General features: G+C 71.7%; 18 protein-coding genes. All 18 read left to right on the forward strand.

Features of this window, described 5'->3' with window-relative positions; genetic code table 11:
- Positions 1–31: 31 nt before the first annotated feature.
- The 18 genes from efp to BLU20_RS08425 all read left to right on the forward strand — a co-directional run bounded on the left by efp (position 32) and on the right by BLU20_RS08425 (position 19,217).
- Complete coding sequence (gene efp / locus BLU20_RS08340) at positions 32–595, forward strand: elongation factor P (protein WP_029253446.1); 564 nt, start codon at positions 32–34, stop codon at positions 593–595.
- A gap of 1 nt (position 596) precedes the next feature.
- Complete coding sequence (nusB, locus tag BLU20_RS08345; RefSeq protein ID WP_029253445.1) at positions 597–1,013, forward strand: transcription antitermination factor NusB; 417 nt, start codon at positions 597–599, stop codon at positions 1,011–1,013.
- A gap of 183 nt (positions 1,014–1,196) precedes the next feature.
- Positions 1,197–1,811, forward strand: a complete 615-nt coding sequence (pyrR, locus tag BLU20_RS08350; protein WP_083372232.1) for a bifunctional pyr operon transcriptional regulator/uracil phosphoribosyltransferase PyrR — start codon at positions 1,197–1,199, stop codon at positions 1,809–1,811.
- Positions 1,808–2,821 carry an aspartate carbamoyltransferase catalytic subunit gene (locus BLU20_RS08355; RefSeq protein ID WP_083372233.1) on the forward strand — a complete coding sequence of 338 codons (1,014 nt, stop codon included), beginning with the start codon at positions 1,808–1,810 and terminating at the stop codon, positions 2,819–2,821. The genes pyrR and BLU20_RS08355 overlap by 4 nt, the downstream gene beginning before the upstream one ends.
- On the forward strand, positions 2,821–4,140 hold the full coding sequence (locus BLU20_RS08360) for a dihydroorotase (protein ID WP_029253442.1): 1,320 nt from the start codon (positions 2,821–2,823) through the stop codon (positions 4,138–4,140). Before BLU20_RS08355 ends, BLU20_RS08360 begins: the two co-directional genes overlap by 1 nt.
- Positions 4,137–4,679, forward strand: coding sequence for a PH-like domain-containing protein (locus BLU20_RS08365; protein ID WP_052367093.1), 543 nt, complete (start codon positions 4,137–4,139; stop codon positions 4,677–4,679). Before BLU20_RS08360 ends, BLU20_RS08365 begins: the two co-directional genes overlap by 4 nt.
- A complete protein-coding gene (gene carA, locus BLU20_RS08370) occupies positions 4,676–5,893 on the forward strand; it encodes a glutamine-hydrolyzing carbamoyl-phosphate synthase small subunit (protein WP_231959160.1) in 1,218 nt (405 codons plus the stop codon). Before BLU20_RS08365 ends, carA begins: the two co-directional genes overlap by 4 nt.
- Entirely contained in the window at positions 5,877–9,194 is a 3,318-nt protein-coding gene (gene carB, locus BLU20_RS08375; protein WP_083372234.1) for a carbamoyl-phosphate synthase large subunit, read from the forward strand. The genes carA and carB overlap by 17 nt, the downstream gene beginning before the upstream one ends.
- The gene (pyrF, locus tag BLU20_RS08380) at positions 9,191–10,033 is read left to right on the forward strand and encodes an orotidine-5'-phosphate decarboxylase (protein ID WP_083372235.1); all 843 of its coding nucleotides are present in this window, start codon (positions 9,191–9,193) and stop codon (positions 10,031–10,033) included. The genes carB and pyrF overlap by 4 nt, the downstream gene beginning before the upstream one ends.
- 123 nt (positions 10,034–10,156) lie before the next feature.
- Entirely contained in the window at positions 10,157–10,468 is a 312-nt protein-coding gene (gene mihF, locus BLU20_RS08385; RefSeq protein WP_029253437.1) for an integration host factor, actinobacterial type, read from the forward strand.
- Positions 10,461–11,093 carry a guanylate kinase gene (gene gmk / locus BLU20_RS08390; protein WP_083372236.1) on the forward strand — a complete coding sequence of 211 codons (633 nt, stop codon included), beginning with the start codon at positions 10,461–10,463 and terminating at the stop codon, positions 11,091–11,093. Before mihF ends, gmk begins: the two co-directional genes overlap by 8 nt.
- Positions 11,094–11,172: 79 nt before the next feature.
- A complete protein-coding gene (rpoZ, locus tag BLU20_RS08395) occupies positions 11,173–11,451 on the forward strand; it encodes a DNA-directed RNA polymerase subunit omega (RefSeq protein WP_029253435.1) in 279 nt (92 codons plus the stop codon).
- A 6-nt stretch (positions 11,452–11,457) separates the two neighbouring features.
- On the forward strand, positions 11,458–12,666 hold the full coding sequence (gene coaBC, locus BLU20_RS08400) for a bifunctional phosphopantothenoylcysteine decarboxylase/phosphopantothenate--cysteine ligase CoaBC (RefSeq protein ID WP_083372237.1): 1,209 nt from the start codon (positions 11,458–11,460) through the stop codon (positions 12,664–12,666).
- Between the two features lie 63 nt (positions 12,667–12,729).
- Complete coding sequence (metK, locus tag BLU20_RS08405) at positions 12,730–13,929, forward strand: methionine adenosyltransferase (RefSeq protein WP_083372238.1); 1,200 nt, start codon at positions 12,730–12,732, stop codon at positions 13,927–13,929.
- A gap of 42 nt (positions 13,930–13,971) precedes the next feature.
- Positions 13,972–16,140, forward strand: coding sequence for a primosomal protein N' family DNA-binding protein (locus tag BLU20_RS08410; protein WP_083372239.1), 2,169 nt, complete (start codon positions 13,972–13,974; stop codon positions 16,138–16,140).
- Positions 16,137–16,772 (forward strand): HAD family hydrolase, encoded by a 636-nt coding sequence (locus tag BLU20_RS08415; protein ID WP_231959161.1) that lies wholly within the window; start codon positions 16,137–16,139, stop codon positions 16,770–16,772. Before BLU20_RS08410 ends, BLU20_RS08415 begins: the two co-directional genes overlap by 4 nt.
- Positions 16,773–16,782: 10 nt before the next feature.
- A complete protein-coding gene (gene fmt / locus BLU20_RS08420) occupies positions 16,783–17,751 on the forward strand; it encodes a methionyl-tRNA formyltransferase (RefSeq protein ID WP_083372240.1) in 969 nt (322 codons plus the stop codon).
- On the forward strand, positions 17,748–19,217 hold the full coding sequence (locus tag BLU20_RS08425) for an RsmB/NOP family class I SAM-dependent RNA methyltransferase (RefSeq protein ID WP_083372241.1): 1,470 nt from the start codon (positions 17,748–17,750) through the stop codon (positions 19,215–19,217). Before fmt ends, BLU20_RS08425 begins: the two co-directional genes overlap by 4 nt.
- Positions 19,218–19,238 lie beyond the last annotated feature (21 nt).

A 19,238-nucleotide genomic window follows, 5' to 3' on the forward strand; every position in this document is an offset into this window, starting at 1 on the left:
CATCCGACACGACGACAGGAAGTTCTCACCCGTGGCAACGAGCAATGACATCAAGAACGGCACCGTCCTGCGTATCGACGGCCAGCTCTGGTCGATCATCGAGTTCCAGCACGTCAAGCCGGGCAAGGGTGGCGCGTTCGTCCGCACCAAGATGAAGAACGTCCTGTCCGGCAAGACGGTCGACAAGACGTTCAACGCCGGTGCCAAGATCGAGACCGCGAGCGTCGACCGTCGCGACATGCAGTACCTGTACCAGGACGGCGACGACTTCGTCTTCATGGACACGGACACGTACGACCAGCTGATGGTCCCGGCCACCGTCGTGGGCGACGCCAGCAACTACATGCTCGAGGGCATGATGGTGAACGTCGCGCAGAACGACGGCAACCCGCTCTACGTCGACCTGCCCGCCTCCGTGGTCCTCGAGGTCACGTACACCGAGCCCGGCCTGCAGGGGGACCGCTCCACGGGCGGCACCAAGCCCGCCACGCTCGAGACCGGCGCCGAGATCCAGGTCCCGCTCTTCCTCGAGCAGGGCACCAAGGTCAAGGTCGACACCCGTGCGGGGACGTACCTCAGCCGCGTGAACGACTGACATGGGCGCCCGGACCAAGGCGCGCAAGCGCGCCCTCGACGTGCTCTTCGAGGCCGACCAGCGCGAGGTCGACGCGGGGACCCTTCTCGCCGACCGCGTCGTCGAGCCCGGCACCGAGGCGGCGCTCCCGCAGTACACCGTCGAGATCGTCGAGGGTGTGCTCGAGCACCGTGAACGGATCGACGAGATCCTGTCGACGTACTCGCACGGCTGGACGATCGAGCGGATGCCGTCGGTGGACCGTGCGCTGCTGCGGATCGGCACCTGGGAGATGCTCTTCAACGACGACGTCCCCGACGTGGTCGCCATCGACGAGGCCGTGGACCTGACACGCGGTCTGTCCACGGACGAGTCCCCGGACTTCGTCAACGGACTCCTCGGCCGGATCCTCTCGCTGAAGCCGACGCTGCTCGCCTGACGAGACCTCGCCACGCGAGCCACGACGACCCCGCACCCCGACCGGTGCGGGGTCGTCGCCGTCTGTGACGCATCTCGCGCGCCGCATGCTGGATGCGTGGGCGGAGCACTCTGGCGGGCGCGCTAGTCTGAGCGTGTCAGAGATCCTTTAAGACTCGTCCAGTGAGGCGAGGAAGGAGCCAGAATGACTCGCTCACCTGTGCCCGCAGACAACGCACCCGCGTCCCCGGGCAGCGCCGGTCGCCCCGAGGGCACGGTCGTCCTCGGCGAGGCCGACATCTCCCGGGCACTGACCCGGATCGCCCACGAGATCCTCGAGCGCAACCGCGGCGCTGCCGACGTCCTTCTTCTCGGCATCCCGACGCGCGGCGTCCCGCTCGCACAGCGTCTGGCGCGTCGAATCGCGGAGGTCGAGCCGCAGGCAGACCCCGCGACCCTCGTCGGCCGCCTCGACGTGACGATGTACCGGGACGACCTGCGGAACAACCCCACGCGGACGATCGGGCGGACGGACGTGCCCGCCGGCGGCATCGACGGGAAGGTCGTCGTCCTCGTGGACGACGTCCTCTACTCGGGCCGGACCATCCGCGCGGCCCTCGACGCGATCGTCGATCTAGGTCGGCCCCGCGCGGTGCAGCTCGCCTGCCTCGTCGACCGCGGGCACCGCGAGCTGCCGATCCGGCCGGACTTCGTCGGCAAGAACCTGCCGACCGCCACCGACGAGCGTGTCCTCGTGCGCCTTGCGGAGACCGACCGCGACAACGCGGACTGCGTCGTCATCGCCGGGGGTGCTCGATGAGACATCTGCTCTCGACCCAGGACATCTCTCGCGACGAGGCCGTCCGCATCCTCGACACGGCCGCCCAGATGGCGGCGACGCAGGGCCGCGAGATCAAGAAGCTCCCCACGCTGCGGGGGCGGACCGTCGTCAACCTCTTCTACGAGGACTCCACCCGGACCCGTATCTCGTTCGAGACCGCGGCGAAGCGGCTCTCGGCGGACGTGATCAACTTCTCGGCCAAGGGCTCGAGCGTCTCCAAGGGCGAGTCCCTCAAGGACACCGCCCTGACGCTGCAGGCGATGGGCGCCGACGCCGTGGTGTGTCGGCACCAGGCCTCGGGAGCTCCGCACCTGCTGGCGAACGCCGGCTGGTTGGACGCCGCCGTCGTCAACGCGGGTGACGGCATGCACCAGCACCCCACGCAGGCGCTCCTCGACGCGTTCACGATGCGCCGCCACCTTGCGACGCACCTTGCGGGAGGCGCGGCACGTCCGGACGACGACGTGGCCGACGGCACGGACCTCGCCGGGCTGCGTGTCGCCATCGTCGGTGACGTCCTGCACTCCCGCGTCGCGCGGTCGAACGTTCACCTGCTGGCCACGCTCGGCGCGCACGTGACCCTGGTCGCCCCGCCCACGCTCCTCCCGGTCGGCGTCCAGACGTGGCCGTGCGACGTGTCGTTCGACCTCGACGCCACGCTCCGGGACGTCGCGCCCGACGCGATCATGATGCTGCGCGTGCAGCGGGAGCGGATGAGCGGGAGCGGCAGCGGCGGGGGAGCGTTCTTCCCCAACCCGCTCGAGTACACCCGCAAGTACGGGCTAGACCCGCGCCGTCTGGCGACCCTCGCCCCGCACGCGATCGTGATGCACCCCGGACCGATGAACCGGGGGCTCGAGATCTCCGCCGAGGCGGCCGACTCGCCGCGTTCGGTCATCGTCGAGCAGGTCGGCAACGGCGTGGCCGTGCGCATGGCAGTTCTCTACCTCCTCCTGTCGGGGGACAACTCCGAAGGGACGACACTCTGATGAGCACGACGACCATCCTCCGCGGCGCCCGGCCGACGGGCGGCGACCCCGTCGACCTGGTGCTGCGCGACGGCGTCATCGCCGAGATCCTCGACGAGGGGACCGCGTCGCACGAGGGCGCGGCCGTCGTCGACGCCACCGGTCTGGTCGCCCTCCCCGGACTCGTCGACCTGCACACGCACCTGCGCGAGCCGGGCCGCGAGGACGCCGAGACGATCGCCTCGGGAACGCGCGCAGCGGCAGCCGGCGGCTTCACCGCCGTCCACGCCATGGCGAACACGACGCCGGTCGCGGACACGGCAGGCGTCGTCGAGCAGGTCTGGCGGATCGGACGCGACGCCGGCTGGGTGGACGTCCACCCCGTGGGTGCCGTCAGCGTCGGCCTCGACGGGACGCAGCTCGCGGAGCTCGGCGCCATGGCCGACTCGGCGGCGCGTGTCCGCGTCTTCTCCGACGACGGCAAGTGCGTGCACGACCCGATCCTGATGCGACGGGCCCTGGAGTACGTCAAGGCGTTCGACGGTGTCGTCGCCCAGCACGCCCAGGAGCCGCGCCTCACGGAGGGCGCCCAGATGAACGAGGGTGTCGTCTCGGCGGAGATCGGGCTCACCGGCTGGCCCGCGGTCGCGGAGGAGGCGATCATCGCCCGCGACGTGCTGCTGGCCGAGCACGTCGGTTCCCGTCTGCACGTCTGCCACCTCTCCACGGCAGGGTCGGTCGACCTGGTCCGGTGGGCGAAGAAGCGCGGCGTCGACGTCACGGCCGAGGTCACGCCGCACCACCTCCTGCTGACCGACGACCTGGCGCGCGACTACGACCCGACGTTCAAGGTCAACCCGCCCCTGCGGACGGCTGAGGACGTCGAGGCCGTCCGCGCGGGTCTCGCCGACGGGACGATCGACATCGTCGCGACCGACCACGCCCCGCACACCCGTGAGGACAAGGACTGCGAGTGGGCCGCCGCCGCCTTCGGCATGACCGGCCTCGAGACCGCGCTGTCCGTCGTGCAGGCGACGATGGTCGACACAGGGCGTATGAACTGGGCGGACGTCGCCCGGGTGCTCTCCGCGGCACCGGCCCGGATCGGTCGGATCGACAGCGGGGACCGCGCGCAGGGTCGACCGCTCGCGGTCGGCGAGCCGGCGAACGTCGTGCTGGTCGACCCCGCGGCGACCCGGGTCGTCGACGGGGCGGAGCAGGCGACGGCGAGCACGAACACGCCCTTCCGCGGGCGGGAGCTCCCCGGGCGGGTCGTCGCGACGTTCCTGCGCGGTCGCGCGACGGTGCTCGACGGGTCTCCGGTGGAGGTGACCGCATGAACCTGCCCCAACCCGTCGCCGTCGCCATCTGGGTCGTCGTCGGTCTGGTCCTCGTCGCTCTGGTGGTCCGCGGGTTCGTGCGGATGCGGCGCCGTGGCGTCGACACGATCGGGGACCTGCCGGGACGTCCCGACGACCTCGGCGAGATCGTTCTCGGCGCCGTCGACGTGACCTACGTCAGCTCCACCCTGGCAGGAGAGGCGCTCGCCCGGGTCGGTGTCCACCACCTCGGGGACCGCTCCCGGGGGACGGCCACCGTCCACGAGAACGGCGTCGTCGTCGAGCGGTCGGGAAGCGCCCCGCTCTACGTCGGACGCTCCGCGCTGGAGGGCGTCCACATCACCAACGGAATGGTGGGCAAGCAGCTCGGGACGGGCACCATCGTCGTGCTCACCTGGAAGGCGCCCGCGACCGCACCGAACGACAGCATCACCCTGGACACAGGCCTGCACGTGCGACGAACGAGCGATCGCGAGCAGCTCATCGCCGCGATCGACGCACTCGTCCCATCCACCATCGACGGGGAGGAAACCTCGTGAGCATCGCACCCACCGCGCCGCTGCGCGCACCAGCCACGACGGACGAGGCCGTGCTCGTCCTCGAGGACGGCCGGACCGTCGTCGGGCGCGCGTACGGCGCCCGCGGCACGACCGTCGGCGAGATCGTCTTCAACACCGGCATGACCGGGTACCAGGAGACGCTGACCGACCCGTCGTACCACCGGCAGATCGTCGTCATGACCGCCCCGCACATCGGAAACACGGGGGTCAACGACGACGACGACGAGTCCCAGCAGATCTGGGTCAGCGGCTTCGTCGTCCGCGACCCCGCGCGGCGGGCCTCGAACTGGCGCGCCACACGGACCCTCGACGAGGACCTGGAGTCCCAGGACGTCGTCGGGATCAGCGACATCGATACGCGCGCCCTCACGCGTCATCTGCGGGAGCTCGGCACGATGCGGGCCGGGATCTTCTCGGGCGAATCGCTCGAGAACGACGGGGTCCGTCGCCCGACGGCGGACCTGGTCGCCGAGGTCAAGGCTGCTCCGCGCATGGCGGGGGCCGACCTGGCGAAGGAGGTCAGCGTCTCCGAGGCCTACACGGTCGAGCCGCAGGGCGTCGACGAGGCGACCGCCACGGTCGTCGCCGTCGACCTCGGCATCAAGTCGATGACGCCGCAGCGGCTCGCCGAGCGCGGGCTCCGGGTCCACGTCGTGCCGAGCACCACGACGATCGACGAGATCGTCGCCCTCGCCCCGGACGGCGTCTTCTTCTCCAACGGTCCTGGCGACCCGGGAGCGGCGACCGTCGAGGTCGACCTGCTCCGGTCGGTCCTGGACCGCCGCATCCCGTACTTCGGGATCTGCTTCGGCAACCAGATCCTCGGCCGCGCCCTCGGGTACGGCACGTACAAGCTCGGGTACGGCCACCGCGGCATCAACCAGCCGGTGATGGACCGCCGCACGGGCAAGGTCGAGGTGACGGCGCACAACCACGGCTTCGCCGTCGACGCCCCGCTCGAGGGTGAGTCCACCGCACCGCACGACGGCGGACGGTACGGCCGCGTCGTCGTGTCCCACGTCGGACTGAACGACCAGGTCGTCGAGGGGCTCGAGTGCCTCGACCTCCCGGCGTTCTCCGTGCAGTACCACCCGGAGGCCGCGGCGGGCCCGCACGACGCCGCCTACCTGTTCGACCGCTTCGTCGAGCTCATGACGACCCAGAAGGAGGCCTCCGATGCCGCGCAGAACTGATCTCAAGAGTGTCCTGGTCATCGGCTCCGGCCCGATCGTCATCGGCCAGGCCTGCGAGTTCGACTACTCCGGCACCCAGGCGTGCCGCGTCCTGAAGGAGGAGGGCCTCCGGGTCATCCTCGTGAACTCGAACCCGGCGACGATCATGACCGACCCGGAGTTCGCCGACGCGACCTACGTCGAGCCGATCACGACCGAGGTCCTGACCACCATCATCGCGAAGGAGCGGCCGGACGCGCTGCTGCCCACGCTGGGCGGGCAGACGGCGCTGAACGCGGCGATCGACCTGGACAACGCCGGCGTGCTCGCCGAGTACGGCGTCGAGCTCATCGGTGCGAACATCCCCGCCATCCAGAAGGGCGAGGACCGCCAGCAGTTCAAGGACGTCGTCGAGAAGTGCGGGGGAGAGAGCGCCCGGAGCGCCATCATCCACACCGTCGACGAGGCGATCGCGGCGGCGGACGACCTGGGATACCCCATGGTGGTGCGTCCGTCGTTCACCATGGGTGGGCTGGGTTCCGGGATCGCGTACGACGAGCGCGACCTGCGCCGCATCGTCGGTGCCGGTCTGCACTACTCGCCGACCACGGAGGTCCTGCTCGAGGAGTCGATCCTCGGGTGGAAGGAGTACGAGCTCGAGCTCATGCGCGACAAGCACGACAACGTCGTGGTGGTCTGCTCGATCGAGAACGTCGATCCCGTCGGCGTGCACACCGGTGACTCGATCACCGTGGCCCCGTCGCTGACGCTGACGGACCGTGAGTTCCAGAACCTCCGGGACATCGGCATCGCCGTCATCCGCGAGGTCGGTGTCGACACGGGCGGCTGCAACATCCAGTACGCCGTGCACCCCGAGACCGGTCGTGTGGTCGTCATCGAGATGAACCCGCGCGTCTCCCGCTCGTCCGCCCTCGCCTCGAAGGCGACCGGATTCCCGATCGCGAAGATCGCCGCCAAGCTCGCCGTCGGGTACACCCTCGACGAGATCCCGAACGACATCACGCAGGTCACCCCGGCGTCGTTCGAGCCCACGCTCGACTACGTCGTGGTGAAGGTCCCGCGGTTCGCGTTCGAGAAGTTCCCCGCGGCCGACCCGACGCTCTCGACCACCATGAAGTCGGTCGGCGAGGCGATGGCGCTCGGACGAAACTTCACCGAGGCGCTGGGCAAGGCGCTGCGCTCGATCGACAAGTCGGGATCCGTCTTCCACTGGGACGGAGAGCCGCTCGGCGGTGCCGACCTGGACGCGCTGCTCGTGAGGATCGCCCGTCCGACGGAGAACCGTCTCATCGGCGTGCAGCAGGCGCTGCGTTCCGGCGCCACGCTGGAGCAGGTCTTCGAGGCCACGAAGATCGACCCGTGGTACCTGGACCAGATCCAGCTCGTCAACGAGGTCGCGGCCGAGGTGGCCGGTGCGGATGCGCTGACGTCGACGCTCCTGCACCGGGCGAAGCGTCACGGACTCTCCGACGCGCAGATCGCCGCGCTGCGGAACATGTCGGAGTCGACCGTCCGCGAGGTCCGCAAGGCACTCGGCGTCCGGCCCGTGTACAAGACCGTCGACACGTGCGCGGCCGAGTTCGCCGCCGCGACGCCGTACTTCTACTCGACCTACGACGACGAGTCCGAGGTCGCGCCGCGCGAGCGCCCCGCGGTGATCATCCTGGGCTCCGGCCCGAACCGGATCGGTCAGGGCATCGAGTTCGACTACTCGTGCGTCCACGCGACCCTCGCGCTGCGGGACCGGTTCGAGACCGTGATGGTGAACTGCAACCCGGAGACGGTCTCGACCGACTACGACACCTCCGACCGGCTCTACTTCGAGCCGCTGACGTTCGAGGACGTCCTCGCGGTGTACGAGTCCGAGCTCGCCGCGGGCCCTGTCGAGGGGATCATCGTCCAGCTGGGCGGGCAGACCCCGCTCGGCCTGGCGCAGCGACTGGCCGACGCCGGCCTGCCGATCCTGGGCACGAGCCCCGAGGCCATCGACATGGCCGAGGACCGGGGAGCCTTCGGCCGGGTCCTCGAGGCCGCGGGGCTGCCGGCACCGCAGTTCGGCACCGCCCTGTCTCTGACGGAGGCGCAGGAGACGGCCGAGAGGATCGGCTACCCGGTGCTCGTCCGCCCGTCGTACGTCCTCGGTGGTCGCGGGATGGAGATCGTCTACTCGCGCGAGCAGCTGACCGGCTACGTCGAGCGTGCGCTCGAGGCGGCCGGCGAGGTCGCCCGCGCGAGCGCCGGCCTGCCCGCGCCGTTGCTGATCGACCGCTTCCTCGACGACGCGATGGAGATCGACGTCGACGCGCTGTACGACGGGACGGACCTGTACCTGGGCGGCGTCATGGAGCACATCGAGGAGGCCGGCATCCACTCCGGCGACTCGGCGTGCGTCCTCCCGCCGGTCACGCTCAGCGAGTCCGAGATCGCACGGATCCGTCGGTCGACCGAGGCGATCGCCGCCGGGGTCGGTGTGCGCGGTCTGCTCAACATCCAGTTCGCGCTCGTCTCGGACGTGCTCTACGTCCTCGAGGCGAACCCCCGCGCGTCGCGGACGGTCCCGTTCGTCTCGAAGGCGACCGGCACCCCGCTGGCCAAGGCCGCGTCGCTGATCATGACGGGCTCGACGATCGCCGAGCTCCGCGCCCAGGGTGTGCTGCCCGCGGCCGGTGACGGTGGCGATCTCGACCTCGACGCCCCGATCGCCGTCAAGGAGGCGGTCCTGCCCTTCAAGCGGTTCCGTACCGACGACGGCACCGTCGTCGACACCCTGCTCGGACCGGAGATGCGCTCGACCGGCGAGGTCATGGGGTTCGACGCGGACTTCCCGCGCGCCTTCGCGAAGTCCCAGGCGGCCGCCTTCGGTGGTCTTCCGACGTCGGGCTCCGTCTTCGTCTCGACGGCGGACCGTGACAAGCGCGCGATCATCTTCCCGATCAAGCGGCTCGCCGAGCTCGGTTTCGACATCCTGGCGACGACGGGAACCGCGAACGTCCTGCGGCGCAACGGCATCAGCGTCACGACGGTGCGCAAGAACTCCGACGGTCGGGGACCGGACGGGGAGCCCACGATCGTGGACCTGATCACGGACGGCAAGGTGGACCTCGTGGTCAACAGCCCGTCGGGTCAGGGCGCCCGTGCCGACGGCTACGAGATCCGTGCGGCCACGACGGCGGCCGACAAGACGATCGTCACCACCGTCCAGCAGCTGGCCGCGGCCGTGCAGGGCATCGAGGCGGTCCTCGAGGGTCCGTTCGACGTGTCCAGCCTTCAGGAGCACGACGCGCGGGCGAACGCCCGATGACCGCGGCGTTCGGGGCTCGACTCGCCGCCGCGATGGACGAGCACGGTCCGTTGTGCGTGGGGATCGACCCGCACCCGGGGCTCCTCGCGTCGTGGGGTCTTCCCGACGACGTGGGCGGGCTCCGGGAGTTCGCGCTGCGTGTCGTCGACGTGCTCGGCGGACGGGTGGCTGCCCTCAAACCGCAGTCGGCGCTCTTCGAGCGGCACGGGGCCGCCGGCATGGCGGTTCTCGAGGACGTCGTCTCGGCCGCTCGCGCGGCAGGCACGCTCACGATCGTCGACGCCAAGCGGGGCGACATCGGCTCGACGATGGCCGGCTACGCCGACGCGTTCCTGTCCGACGGCTCACCGCTGGCCGGCGACGCGGTCACCGTCTCGCCCTATCTCGGGTTCGGTTCGCTGAGCCCCGCGGCGGATCTGGCGGCGCGTACCGGACGGGGGATCTTCGTCCTCTGCCTCACGTCCAACAAGGAGGGGCACGAGGTCCAGCACGCCGTCGGATCCGACGGGGCGAGCGTCGCCGCGTCCGTCGCGGCCCAGGCGGCCGTCCTCAACGCAGGTGCGGACCCGATGGGCTCGGTCGGGCTCGTGGTCGGGGCGACCGTCGGGGACGCGGTGCGCGAGACGGGCACGGATCTCGAGGCGGTCAACGGTCCGTTGCTCGCTCCTGGGCTCGGTGCCCAGGGCGCCGGCGCGGCGGAGCTCGCGAAGGTCTTCGGAGCGGCACGCCCGCGGGTGCTGGCGTCGACGTCACGTGCCGTGCTCGGTGCCGGACCGGACGGCCTGCCCGACGCGGCGCGTACGGCGGCCGACGAGGCACGTGGTGCTCTGAGGGCCTGACCTGCGTGGTCGTCCTCGGCGCGTTGCCGTTGCCACATCTGTGCGTGCTCGTTACTTTCGGTCCACGGGGTGTGACCCCGACCGCATGTGCGGGACTCCGCATCGACCGAGAAGGTGACTTGCGTGGCACTTCCGAACCTGACGCCCGAACAGCGCACGGCAGCGCTGGAGAAGGCTGCCGAGGCGCGCCGTGTGCGGGCCGAGATCAAGAACCGCCTGAAGTACTCGCAGGGCTCCTTGCGAGAGGTCGTCGAGCTGGGCCAGAAGGACGACGTCGTCGGCAAGCTGAAGGTGTCGGCGCTGCTCGAGGCGTTGCCAGGCGTGGGCAAGGTCAAGGCCCGTGCGATCATGGAGGAGATCGGCATTGCCGAGACCCGTCGCGTGCGGGGACTGGGACCGCACCAGTCCGCCGCCCTCATCGAGAGGTTTGGCTGAGATTTCCGCTGCATCCACCGGGGTTCCCGCGGAACCCCGTCCTGCCCGACTGACCGTACTTGCCGGACCCACCGCCGTGGGCAAGGGCACCGTCTCCGCCGACGTGCGCGAGCGCTACCCCGACGTCTGGTTGTCCGTCTCGACGACGACGCGTCCGCCCCGCCCGGGGGAGGTGGAGGGGGTGCACTACCACTTCGTCTCCCCGGAGGAGTTCGACGCACTCGTCGCCGACGGGCAGATGCTCGAGTGGGCCGTGGTCCACGGGCGCAACCGGTACGGCACCCCCCGGGCCGCGGTCGAGCAGCGACTGGCCGACGGGGTCAGCGCGCTGCTGGAGATCGACCTGCAGGGAGCCCGACAGGTCCGAGAGTCGATGCCCGACGCACGCTTCGTCTTCCTCGCCCCGCCGTCGTGGGAGGAGCTCGAACGACGCCTGGTCGGGCGGGGGACCGAGGGGCCGGAGGAGCGCGAACGGCGGCTGGAGACCGCGCGGGTCGAGCTGGCCGCGGAACCGGAGTTCGACGTCGTGATCGTGAACGACGACGTTCACCGCGCCACGGACGAGCTCGTCCGTGTGATGGGGATCGACCCCGTCTCGGCCGGTCGACTGGACAGCAGCGACTAGAATATTGACGACGTCCCGCGCCCAGCGCGGGTGCCAGCTGCGGGACCACCGCAGGACGAGCCAACCCACGGAGCCCACTGTGTCCGGAACCATCGCTGCCCCCGAGGGCATCACCGACCCGCCCATCGACAAGCTCCTCGAGCGTGCCGACTCGAAGTACGCGCTCGTCATCTACGCGGCCAAGCGCGCCCGTCAGATCAACGCGTACTACTCGCAGCTCAACGAGGGCCTCCTCGAGAACGTCGGCCCGCTCGTCGAGACGCGCAACCAGGAGAAGCCGCTCTCGATCGCCATGCGTGAGATCGACCAGGGGCTGCTCACGATCACGCCGTCGGAGCCCGAGCCCGCCGCCTCCTGATCGTCGATGCGCGTCCTCCTCGGCGTCAGCGGGGGGATCGCGGCCTACAAGGCCGTGCTCCTGCTGCGTCTTCTGCGTGAACAGGGCCACCGCGTCCGCGTGATCCCCACCGAGGCCGCTCTGCGGTTCGTGGGGGCACCGACGTGGGAGGCCCTGTCCGGCGAACCCGCGACCGCGGCCGTCTTCGAGGACGTCGAGCACGTGCCGCACGTCGCCCTCGGCCAGGAGGCCGACCTCGTCGTCGTGGCCCCTGCCACCGCGGACCTCCTGGCCCGGGCAGCTCATGGTCGCGCCGACGACCTCCTGACGTCCGCCCTGCTCACGGCGCGCTGTCCCGTCGTGATGGCGCCGGCGATGCACACCGAGATGTGGGAGCACCCGGCGACCGTCGCGAACGTCGAGACGCTCCGTTCCCGGGGTGTCACCGTGGTCGAGCCGGCGTCGGGGCGCCTGACGGGTACGGACACCGGGCCGGGCAGGCTGCCGGAGCCGGAGGAGATCCTCACGGCCGCGCTGTCGGCGGTACGCGCCCCCGGCGATCTCGCCGGTCGCCATGTCGTGGTCTCGGCCGGAGGCACTCGCGAGCCGATCGACCCGGTCCGGTTCCTCGGAAACCGGTCGAGCGGACGCCAAGGTGTCGAGCTCGCCCGGGCTGCGACGGCCCGTGGTGCCGTCGTCACGCTGGTCGCCGCCAACGTCGAGCTCCCGGTGCATCCGTCGGACGTCGGGCAGATCGTCCGCGTCGGGTCGGCGCTCGAGCTCGAGACCGCCGTCCGGGACGCTGCACGCGACGCCGACGTCGTGGTGATGGCGGCCGCCGTCGCCGACTTCCGGCCCGCCCGGACCCCCGAGACGAAGATCAAGAAGGTCGCGGGGCAGGCGCCGGCCGCGATCGAGCTCGTGGAGAACCCCGACATCCTCGCGGGCCTGGCCCGCGACCGCGCCCGCGCCGGGCAGATCGTGGTCGGGTTCGCCGCCGAGACCGGCGACGAGAACGGCTCGGTGATCGACCACGGGCGCGCCAAGGCTCGACGCAAGGGTGCGGACCTGCTCGCGGTGAACGAGGTCGGTGCGCACCAGGGCTTCGGGGTCGCGGACAACACCGTGACGATCGTCGACCCCGACGGCGTCGTCGTCGGGCACTCGAGCGGCACCAAGCGGGACGTGGCCGACGGGATCTGGGATGCCGTGGTGGGGTTGCTCCCGCCCGCGTGAAGCGCGTCTCATCTCGCAGTGCGGATGCCTCTGACCAGCCTTCAAGACAGTAGGGTGTGACCCATGACCGAACTGCGCCTGTTCACCTCGGAGTCAGTGACGGAAGGCCACCCGGACAAGGTCTGTGACCAGATCTCGGACGCCATCCTCGACGCGCTGCTGGACCAAGACCCGCACGCACGTGTCGCCGTCGAGACGATGGTGACGACCGGTCTCGTCCACGTCGCGGGTGAGGTGACCACCGAGGACGCGTACGTCGAGATCCCGCAGATCGTCCGGGACGTCGTGCGCCGCATCGGGTACACGTCATCGGACGTCGGGTTCGACGGCTCCTCGTGCGGCGTGTCCGTGTCGATCGGGCAGCAGTCGCCCGACATCGCCCAGGGTGTCGACAAGTCGATGGAGCAGCGGGTGGACTCCGCGGACCTCGACCCGCTCGACGCGCAGGGCGCCGGGGACCAAGGGCTGATGTTCGGCTACGCGTGCGACGACACCCCGACACTCATGCCCCTGCCCGGCTACCTCGCGCACCGCCTCGCCGAGCGCCTGGCCACCGTGCGCCGGGAGGGGATCGTGGCAGGGCTTCGCCCCGACGGCAAGACGCAGGTGACGATCGGCTACGACGGCGACCGGGCGGTCACGCTCGACACCGTGGTCGTCTCGACGCAGCACGCGCCGGACGTCTCGCAGTCCTGGCTCGCCGAGCAGATCTCCGCGCACGTGATCGACCCGGTGGTCGCCGAGCTCGGCGTCGAGCTCGACATCAGCGCCATGCGCGTGCTGGTCAACCCGACGGGCACGTTCGTCATCGGCGGCCCCCAGGGTGACGCGGGGTTGACGGGTCGCAAGATCATCGTGGACACATACGGCGGGATCGCACGCCACGGGGGTGGGGCCTTCTCGGGCAAGGACCCGTCGAAGGTCGACCGCTCCGCCGCCTACGCCACGCGGTGGGTCGCCAAGAACGTGGTCGCCGCCGGGCTGGCGCGCCGCTGCGAGGTCCAGGTGGCCTACGCGATCGGCAAGGCGCAGCCGGTCGGCCTCTATGTCGAGACGTTCGGCACCGAGACGGTCCCGACGGCCCGCATCGCCGCAGCGATCCGCGAGGTCTTCGACCTGCGGCCGGCGGCGATCGTCCGCGACCTTGACCTGCTCCGTCCGATCTACTCGCAGACGGCGACCTACGGGCACTTCGGACGGGAGCTCGACGACTTCACCTGGGAGCGCACGGATCGCGTCGACGCGCTTCGCGCCGCCGTCTAGCGTCTGCCGGACGCCGTCGGTGGCTCGTGCTCCAATGGTCGCGTGACGAAGGACAGCGCGGGTGAGCAGGACACGCTGCTCGACGTGCCGGCGACGCCGGTCCGTCGGCGTGCCGCCCGAGGGGCTGCCGCGATCGCCGCAGCGGCGCCGGTCGCGCGGGTCACGCTCGACCTGGCGCCTGCACACCTGGACCGGATCTTCGACTATCTCGTCCCCGAGTCGATGGACGCGGCGGCACAGCCAGGGGTACGGGTCAAGGTGCGGTTCGGCTCCCAGGACGTCGACGGGTACGTGCTCGCCCGCGCCGACACGACGAGCCACGACGGGACGTTGCAGCGGATCCGGCGTGTCGTCTCGGACGAACGTGTCCTGACGCCCGAGGTGGCCGTCCTCGCGCGGGCCGTGGCCGACCGGTGGAGCGGGACGATGGCCGACGTCCTGCGTCTCGCCGTCCCCCCTCGTCACGCTCGCGCAGAGCTTGCCGGCGCCGGCGCCGCCGTCGACGACCCCGACCCCGGGGCCGCGCCCGTCCGGACGCCCGACCCCGACGCTGTCTCCGCACAGGACCGTGTCGCGCGGCACTGGGAGCTCTACCGCGGAGGTGCGGCTCTCCTGCAGCGGATCAGCGCAGGAGGCGACCCCCGTGCGGTCTGGACGGCTCTTCCCGGCCGAACCGTCGCGATTCCCGAGGTCGAGGACTGGGCGGCCGGGCTGGCCGCGCTCGCGCGGACGGCGGCCTCCGCGGGCCGTGGTGTGATCGTCGTCCTGCCGGACAAGCGGGACGTCGACCACCTGGCCCGGGCTCTCGACGCCACCGGGTGGTCGTGCTGCACGGCCCGGACACCGGGGGACTACGTGCGACTGGAGGCAGACGCGGGGCCGTCGCCCCGGTACCGCAGCTTCCTGTCCGCGCTGCACGCCGACGTCCGGGTCGTGATCGGCACCCGCGCCGCGGCCTATGCCCCCGTCGCAGGTCTCGGCCTCGTGGTCTGCTGGGAGGACGGTGACGACTCCCTGGCAGAGCCACGGGCCCCCTACGCCGCCGCGCGAGACGTCCTCGCTCTCCGGAGCGAGCTCGAGGGAGCGGCGTTCGTCGTCGGGTCGCACGGTCGCACGGTCTCGGCCCAGGCCCTGCTCGCCTCGGGGTGGGCGCGTGAGGTGTCGGCGGCCCGAGACGTGGTCCGGAGCTCCGCGCCCCGGGTCCGTGCCCTGACGTCGACCGAGCTCGCGTCGGAGGGTGCGGGCGCGGCGGCGCGTCTGCCGACGGCGGCGTGGCGGACGGCCCGTCAGGCTCTGGTCGACGGACCCGTGCTCGTCCAGGTGCCACGGGCCGGCTACATCCCGGTCGTGGCGTGCTCCCGGTGCCGCGCGTCGGCTCAGTGCCCGCGGTGCCACGGTCCGCTGGGCCTCGCCGGACAGCGGTCGACGCCGCAGTGCTCCTGGTGCGGTCATCTGGCAGCAGGCTGGCGGTGCGACGAGTGCGGCAACGACGCGCTGCGGTCCGTACGGGTGGGGTCGGGGCGGACGGCCGAGGAGCTCGGACGGGCGTTCCCCGGCGTCCCCGTCCGGCAGTCCGGGGCGTCGGCACCGGGCGGTGTCCTCTCGCGTGTCGAGGCACGTCCAGCGCTCGTCGTCGCCACGCCGGGTGCCGAACCCGTCGTCGACGGCGGGTACGCGGCCGCGCTGCTGCTCGACGCCGCGGTCAGCACGGCCTCTGTCCGGCTCACGGCGGCTGAGCGCGCCGTCGGCCGGTGGGTGGGTGCGGCGTCGCTGGTGCGACCGGCGTCCGACGGAGGTGTGGTCCTCCTCGTCGGCGACGCCGCACCTGCTCCGACCAACGCTCTGGTCCGTTGGGACCCGGCCGGGCTGGCCGACCGCGAGCTCGCCGAGCGTGTGGAGCTGTCGCTCCCACCCGCCGTGCGGATCGCGTCGGTGAGCGGCGACCGCGAGGCCGTGAGCGCGGTGGTCTCGCGAGTCGCTCTCGCACGGGAGCATGCCGACTTCGTCGTCCTCGGTCCGGTCGAGATCGAGCACGACGAGCGGAGGACGACCGACCGGACGCTCGCGCGGCCGGTGCGTACCGTGCTGCGCGTACCGGTCGGTGAGGGAGGCAGGCTCGCCAAGGAGCTCGCAGCGTCGCTCGCCGTCCGCAGCGCGCGACGCGAGGGCGGCTCGGTCCGCGTACGACTCGACCCCGAGGAGATGCTGTGACGATCGACACGGTCCTCTACGACTTCGGCAACGTACTCGTCGGGTGGGACCCGCGACGTGCCCTGGTCGGCCCGATGTCGCCGGAGGAGGTCGACACGTTCTTTCGTGAGGTCGACTTCGACGCGTACAACCGTGCGCGGGACGCCGGGCGGACGATCGCCGAGGAGGCCGAGCTCGTCGCGCGCGAGCACCCGGAGCACGCGGAGGCGTTCGCGCTCTACATCGACCGGTTCGAGCTGTCCCTCACCGGTCCGGTGGAAGGTTCCGCCGAGCTGGTCGACGAGCTCGCCGAGGCAGGGCTGCGGCTGTTCGGCCTGACCAACTGGTCGGCAGAGCTCTTCGGGGCGGCCGCTCACGCCGCCCCGGCGACGACGCGGATGGAGGACGTTCTCGTGTCCGGCCGCGAGCGGCTGGTCAAGCCCGATCCCGCAATCTTTCGCCTCGCTCGCGACCGCTTCGGCCTCGACCCCACGGCGACGGTCTTCGTCGACGACAGCGCCGAGAACGTCGAGGCAGCGTCGGCCCTCGGCTTCTGCACCGTGCACTTCCGCAGCACGTCCCAGCTCCGGGACGAGCTCCGCCGGCTCGGGGTCGACGTCCGGCTGCCGGGCCGCCGGGAGCCGGGCGCCTAGACTCTTGTTCATGCGTGTCCTCTTCGCCGGTACCCCCGCGGTAGCCGTCCCCGCCCTTGATGCACTGCTCGACTCGGAGCACGAGGTCGTCGCCGTCCTCACCCGTGCCGACGCGCCCGCCGGTCGTGGCCGTCGGCTGCGACCGAGCCCGGTCCGCGTGCGTGCCGAGGAGGCAGGCGTCCCCGTGATCACCGACCGACCGCGAGACCCGGGATTCGTCGACACGCTCGCGGGTCTCGACATCGACTGCGCCCCCGTCGTGGCGTACGGCGAGATCCTGCGCCGCGACGTGCTGGCCGTCCCGCGCCTCGGATGGGTCAACCTCCACTTCTCGATCCTTCCGGCCTGGCGGGGTGCAGCGCCCGTCCAGCGGGCGATCATCGCGGGCGACGAGATCAGCGGGGCCTCGACGTTCCTCATCGAGGAAGGGCTCGACACCGGGCCCGTCCTCGGCACGGCGACAGAGACGATCCGCCCCCGGGACACCGCGGGCGACCTCCTGAACCGCCTGGCTGCATCCGGCGCCGGACTCCTTGTCGCCACCCTGGACGCGATCGCCGACGGGTCGGTCGCCCCCGTGCCCCAGGGTGCGGACGGCGTCTCCGTCGCCTCCAAGCTCGCGCCTGCCGACGCCCTGGTCCGGTGGGCCGACCCGGCCTTCGCCGTCGACCGGCTCGTCCGTGGCTGCACGCCCGCTCCGGGCGCGTGGACGACGTTGCCCGACGGCGCCCGCCTCGGCCTCGGTCCGGTGCGTCCGCGCCCGGACGTGACCGACCTGCGCCCGGGCGAGCTGCGAGCGCTCAAGAAGGAGGTGCTCGTCGGGACCGGCACGCACGCGGTCGAGCTCGGCGACGTCGCACCCGTGGGCAAGAAGCCGATGCACGCGCCCGACTGGGCCCGCGGTGCCCGCCTCGGGGACGACGTCGTGCTCGGCGTTCGGGCGCGACCGGACGAGGGCGTCGCGGAGGAGAAGGCATGAGCGCCGACCGGCGCGACGCCAAGGGACGCCAACGTGGAGCGGCCCGGGCCCGCGGTGCGCGGAACCAGTCGCAGCAGGCGCCGGGTCAGCGCCGTCGGACGGGCGACCCAGCACGCAACGCCGCCTACGACGTCCTGCGGCAGGTCGCAGACTCGGACGCCTACGCGAACCTGGTCCTGCCGCCGCTCCTCCGTGAGCGCGGCATCGTCGGTCGGGACGCCGCGTTCGCGACGGAGCTCGCGTACGGGACGCTCCGGATGCTGGGTCGATACGACGCCGTGCTCGCGCAGTGCGTCGACCGACCGCTCGACCGGGTCGACCCCGCGGTTCTTGACGTCCTGCGGCTGGGCGCGCACCAGGTGCTGGGCATGCGGGTCGCGACGCACGCCGCCGTCTCGGAGACCGTCGCGGTGACCCGTGAGCGTGTGGGCGCAGGTCCTGCCCAGTTCGTCAACGCCGTCCTGCGCAAGGTCAGCGCCCGGCCGCTCGACCAGTGGCTGGAGGTGCTCGCCTCGCAGGCACCGGACGGCCTGGCGCGGCTTGCCGTCACGCAGAGCCACCCGGCGTGGATCGCCAGGGCGCTCCGTGAGGCGCTCGTCGCGTCGGGCCGGTCGGCCTCTGAGCTCGGCGACCTGCTGGCCGCCGACAACGAGGCCCCCCGCGTGACGCTCGTCGCCCGCCCGGGGCTGTCGGCCGTGGCCGACCTGAACGGTGCGGAGCCGGGCCGGTGGGCCACCACCGCGGCGGTGCTCCAGGGCAGCGACCCCGGTGCGCTCGAGGCGGTCCGTGACGGCACGGCCGGCGTGCAGGACGAGGGCAGCCAGCTCGTGACGCTGGCCCTCGCCGGCGCCGTCGTGGACGGCCCTGACGAGCGGTGGCTCGACATGTGCGCGGGTCCCGGAGGCAAGGCGGCGCTGCTGGGCGCGATCGCCGCCGAACGTGGTGCCCGCGTCGTGGCCAACGAGTCCCAGGAGCACCGCACCGAGCTGGTCCGTCGGTCGATGAAGGCGGTACCGCGTGCGGCGGTGGAGAGCATCCGGACGGGCGACGGGCGTGACATCGGCACCGACGAGCCTGCCGCGTACGACCGTGTGCTGCTCGACGCGCCGTGCACCGGTCTGGGCGCGCTCCGACGTCGGCCCGAGTCGCGGTGGCGGCGGACGCCGTCCGACCTTGGGACGTTGACGGCGCTGCAGCGCGAGCTGCTCGACTCGGCTCTCGACGCCGTCCGTCCCGGGGGAGTGGTGGGCTACGTCACGTGTTCGCCCCACATAGCCGAGACGCAGGTCGTCGTCGACGACGTCCTGCGGCGTCGTGCCGACGTCGAGCGTCTCGACGCCGCGGAGGCGGTCCGTGCCGTCGCCACGACCGAGATCCCGCTCACCGACCGCACGGACGTCCAGCTGTGGCCGCACGTCCACGGCACGGACGCCATGCACCTGACGTTGCTGCGCCGACGCGCGTGACACGGCGGGCCTAGGCTGGGG

Source organism: Paraoerskovia marina (assembly GCF_900105445.1).
Lineage (GTDB): Bacteria > Actinomycetota > Actinomycetes > Actinomycetales > Cellulomonadaceae > Paraoerskovia > Paraoerskovia marina.

Bases quoted from the DNA above. Each gene is read 5' to 3' on its own strand.
- fmt (WP_083372240.1), top strand. From the start codon at position 16,783: ATGCGTGTCCTCTTCGCCGGTACCCCCGCGGTAGCCGTCCCCGCCCTT.
- nusB (WP_029253445.1), top strand. From the start codon at position 597: ATGGGCGCCCGGACCAAGGCGCGCAAGCGCGCCCTCGACGTGCTCTTC.
- BLU20_RS08365 (WP_052367093.1), top strand. From the start codon at position 4,137: ATGAACCTGCCCCAACCCGTCGCCGTCGCCATCTGGGTCGTCGTCGGT.
- metK (WP_083372238.1), top strand. From the start codon at position 12,730: ATGACCGAACTGCGCCTGTTCACCTCGGAGTCAGTGACGGAAGGCCAC.
- BLU20_RS08355 (WP_083372233.1), top strand. From the start codon at position 1,808: ATGAGACATCTGCTCTCGACCCAGGACATCTCTCGCGACGAGGCCGTC.
- pyrF (WP_083372235.1), top strand. From the start codon at position 9,191: ATGACCGCGGCGTTCGGGGCTCGACTCGCCGCCGCGATGGACGAGCAC.
- BLU20_RS08360 (WP_029253442.1), top strand. From the start codon at position 2,821: ATGAGCACGACGACCATCCTCCGCGGCGCCCGGCCGACGGGCGGCGAC.
- pyrR (WP_083372232.1), top strand. From the start codon at position 1,197: ATGACTCGCTCACCTGTGCCCGCAGACAACGCACCCGCGTCCCCGGGC.
- BLU20_RS08425 (WP_083372241.1), top strand. From the start codon at position 17,748: ATGAGCGCCGACCGGCGCGACGCCAAGGGACGCCAACGTGGAGCGGCC.
- carB (WP_083372234.1), top strand. From the start codon at position 5,877: ATGCCGCGCAGAACTGATCTCAAGAGTGTCCTGGTCATCGGCTCCGGC.
- coaBC (WP_083372237.1), top strand. From the start codon at position 11,458: ATGCGCGTCCTCCTCGGCGTCAGCGGGGGGATCGCGGCCTACAAGGCC.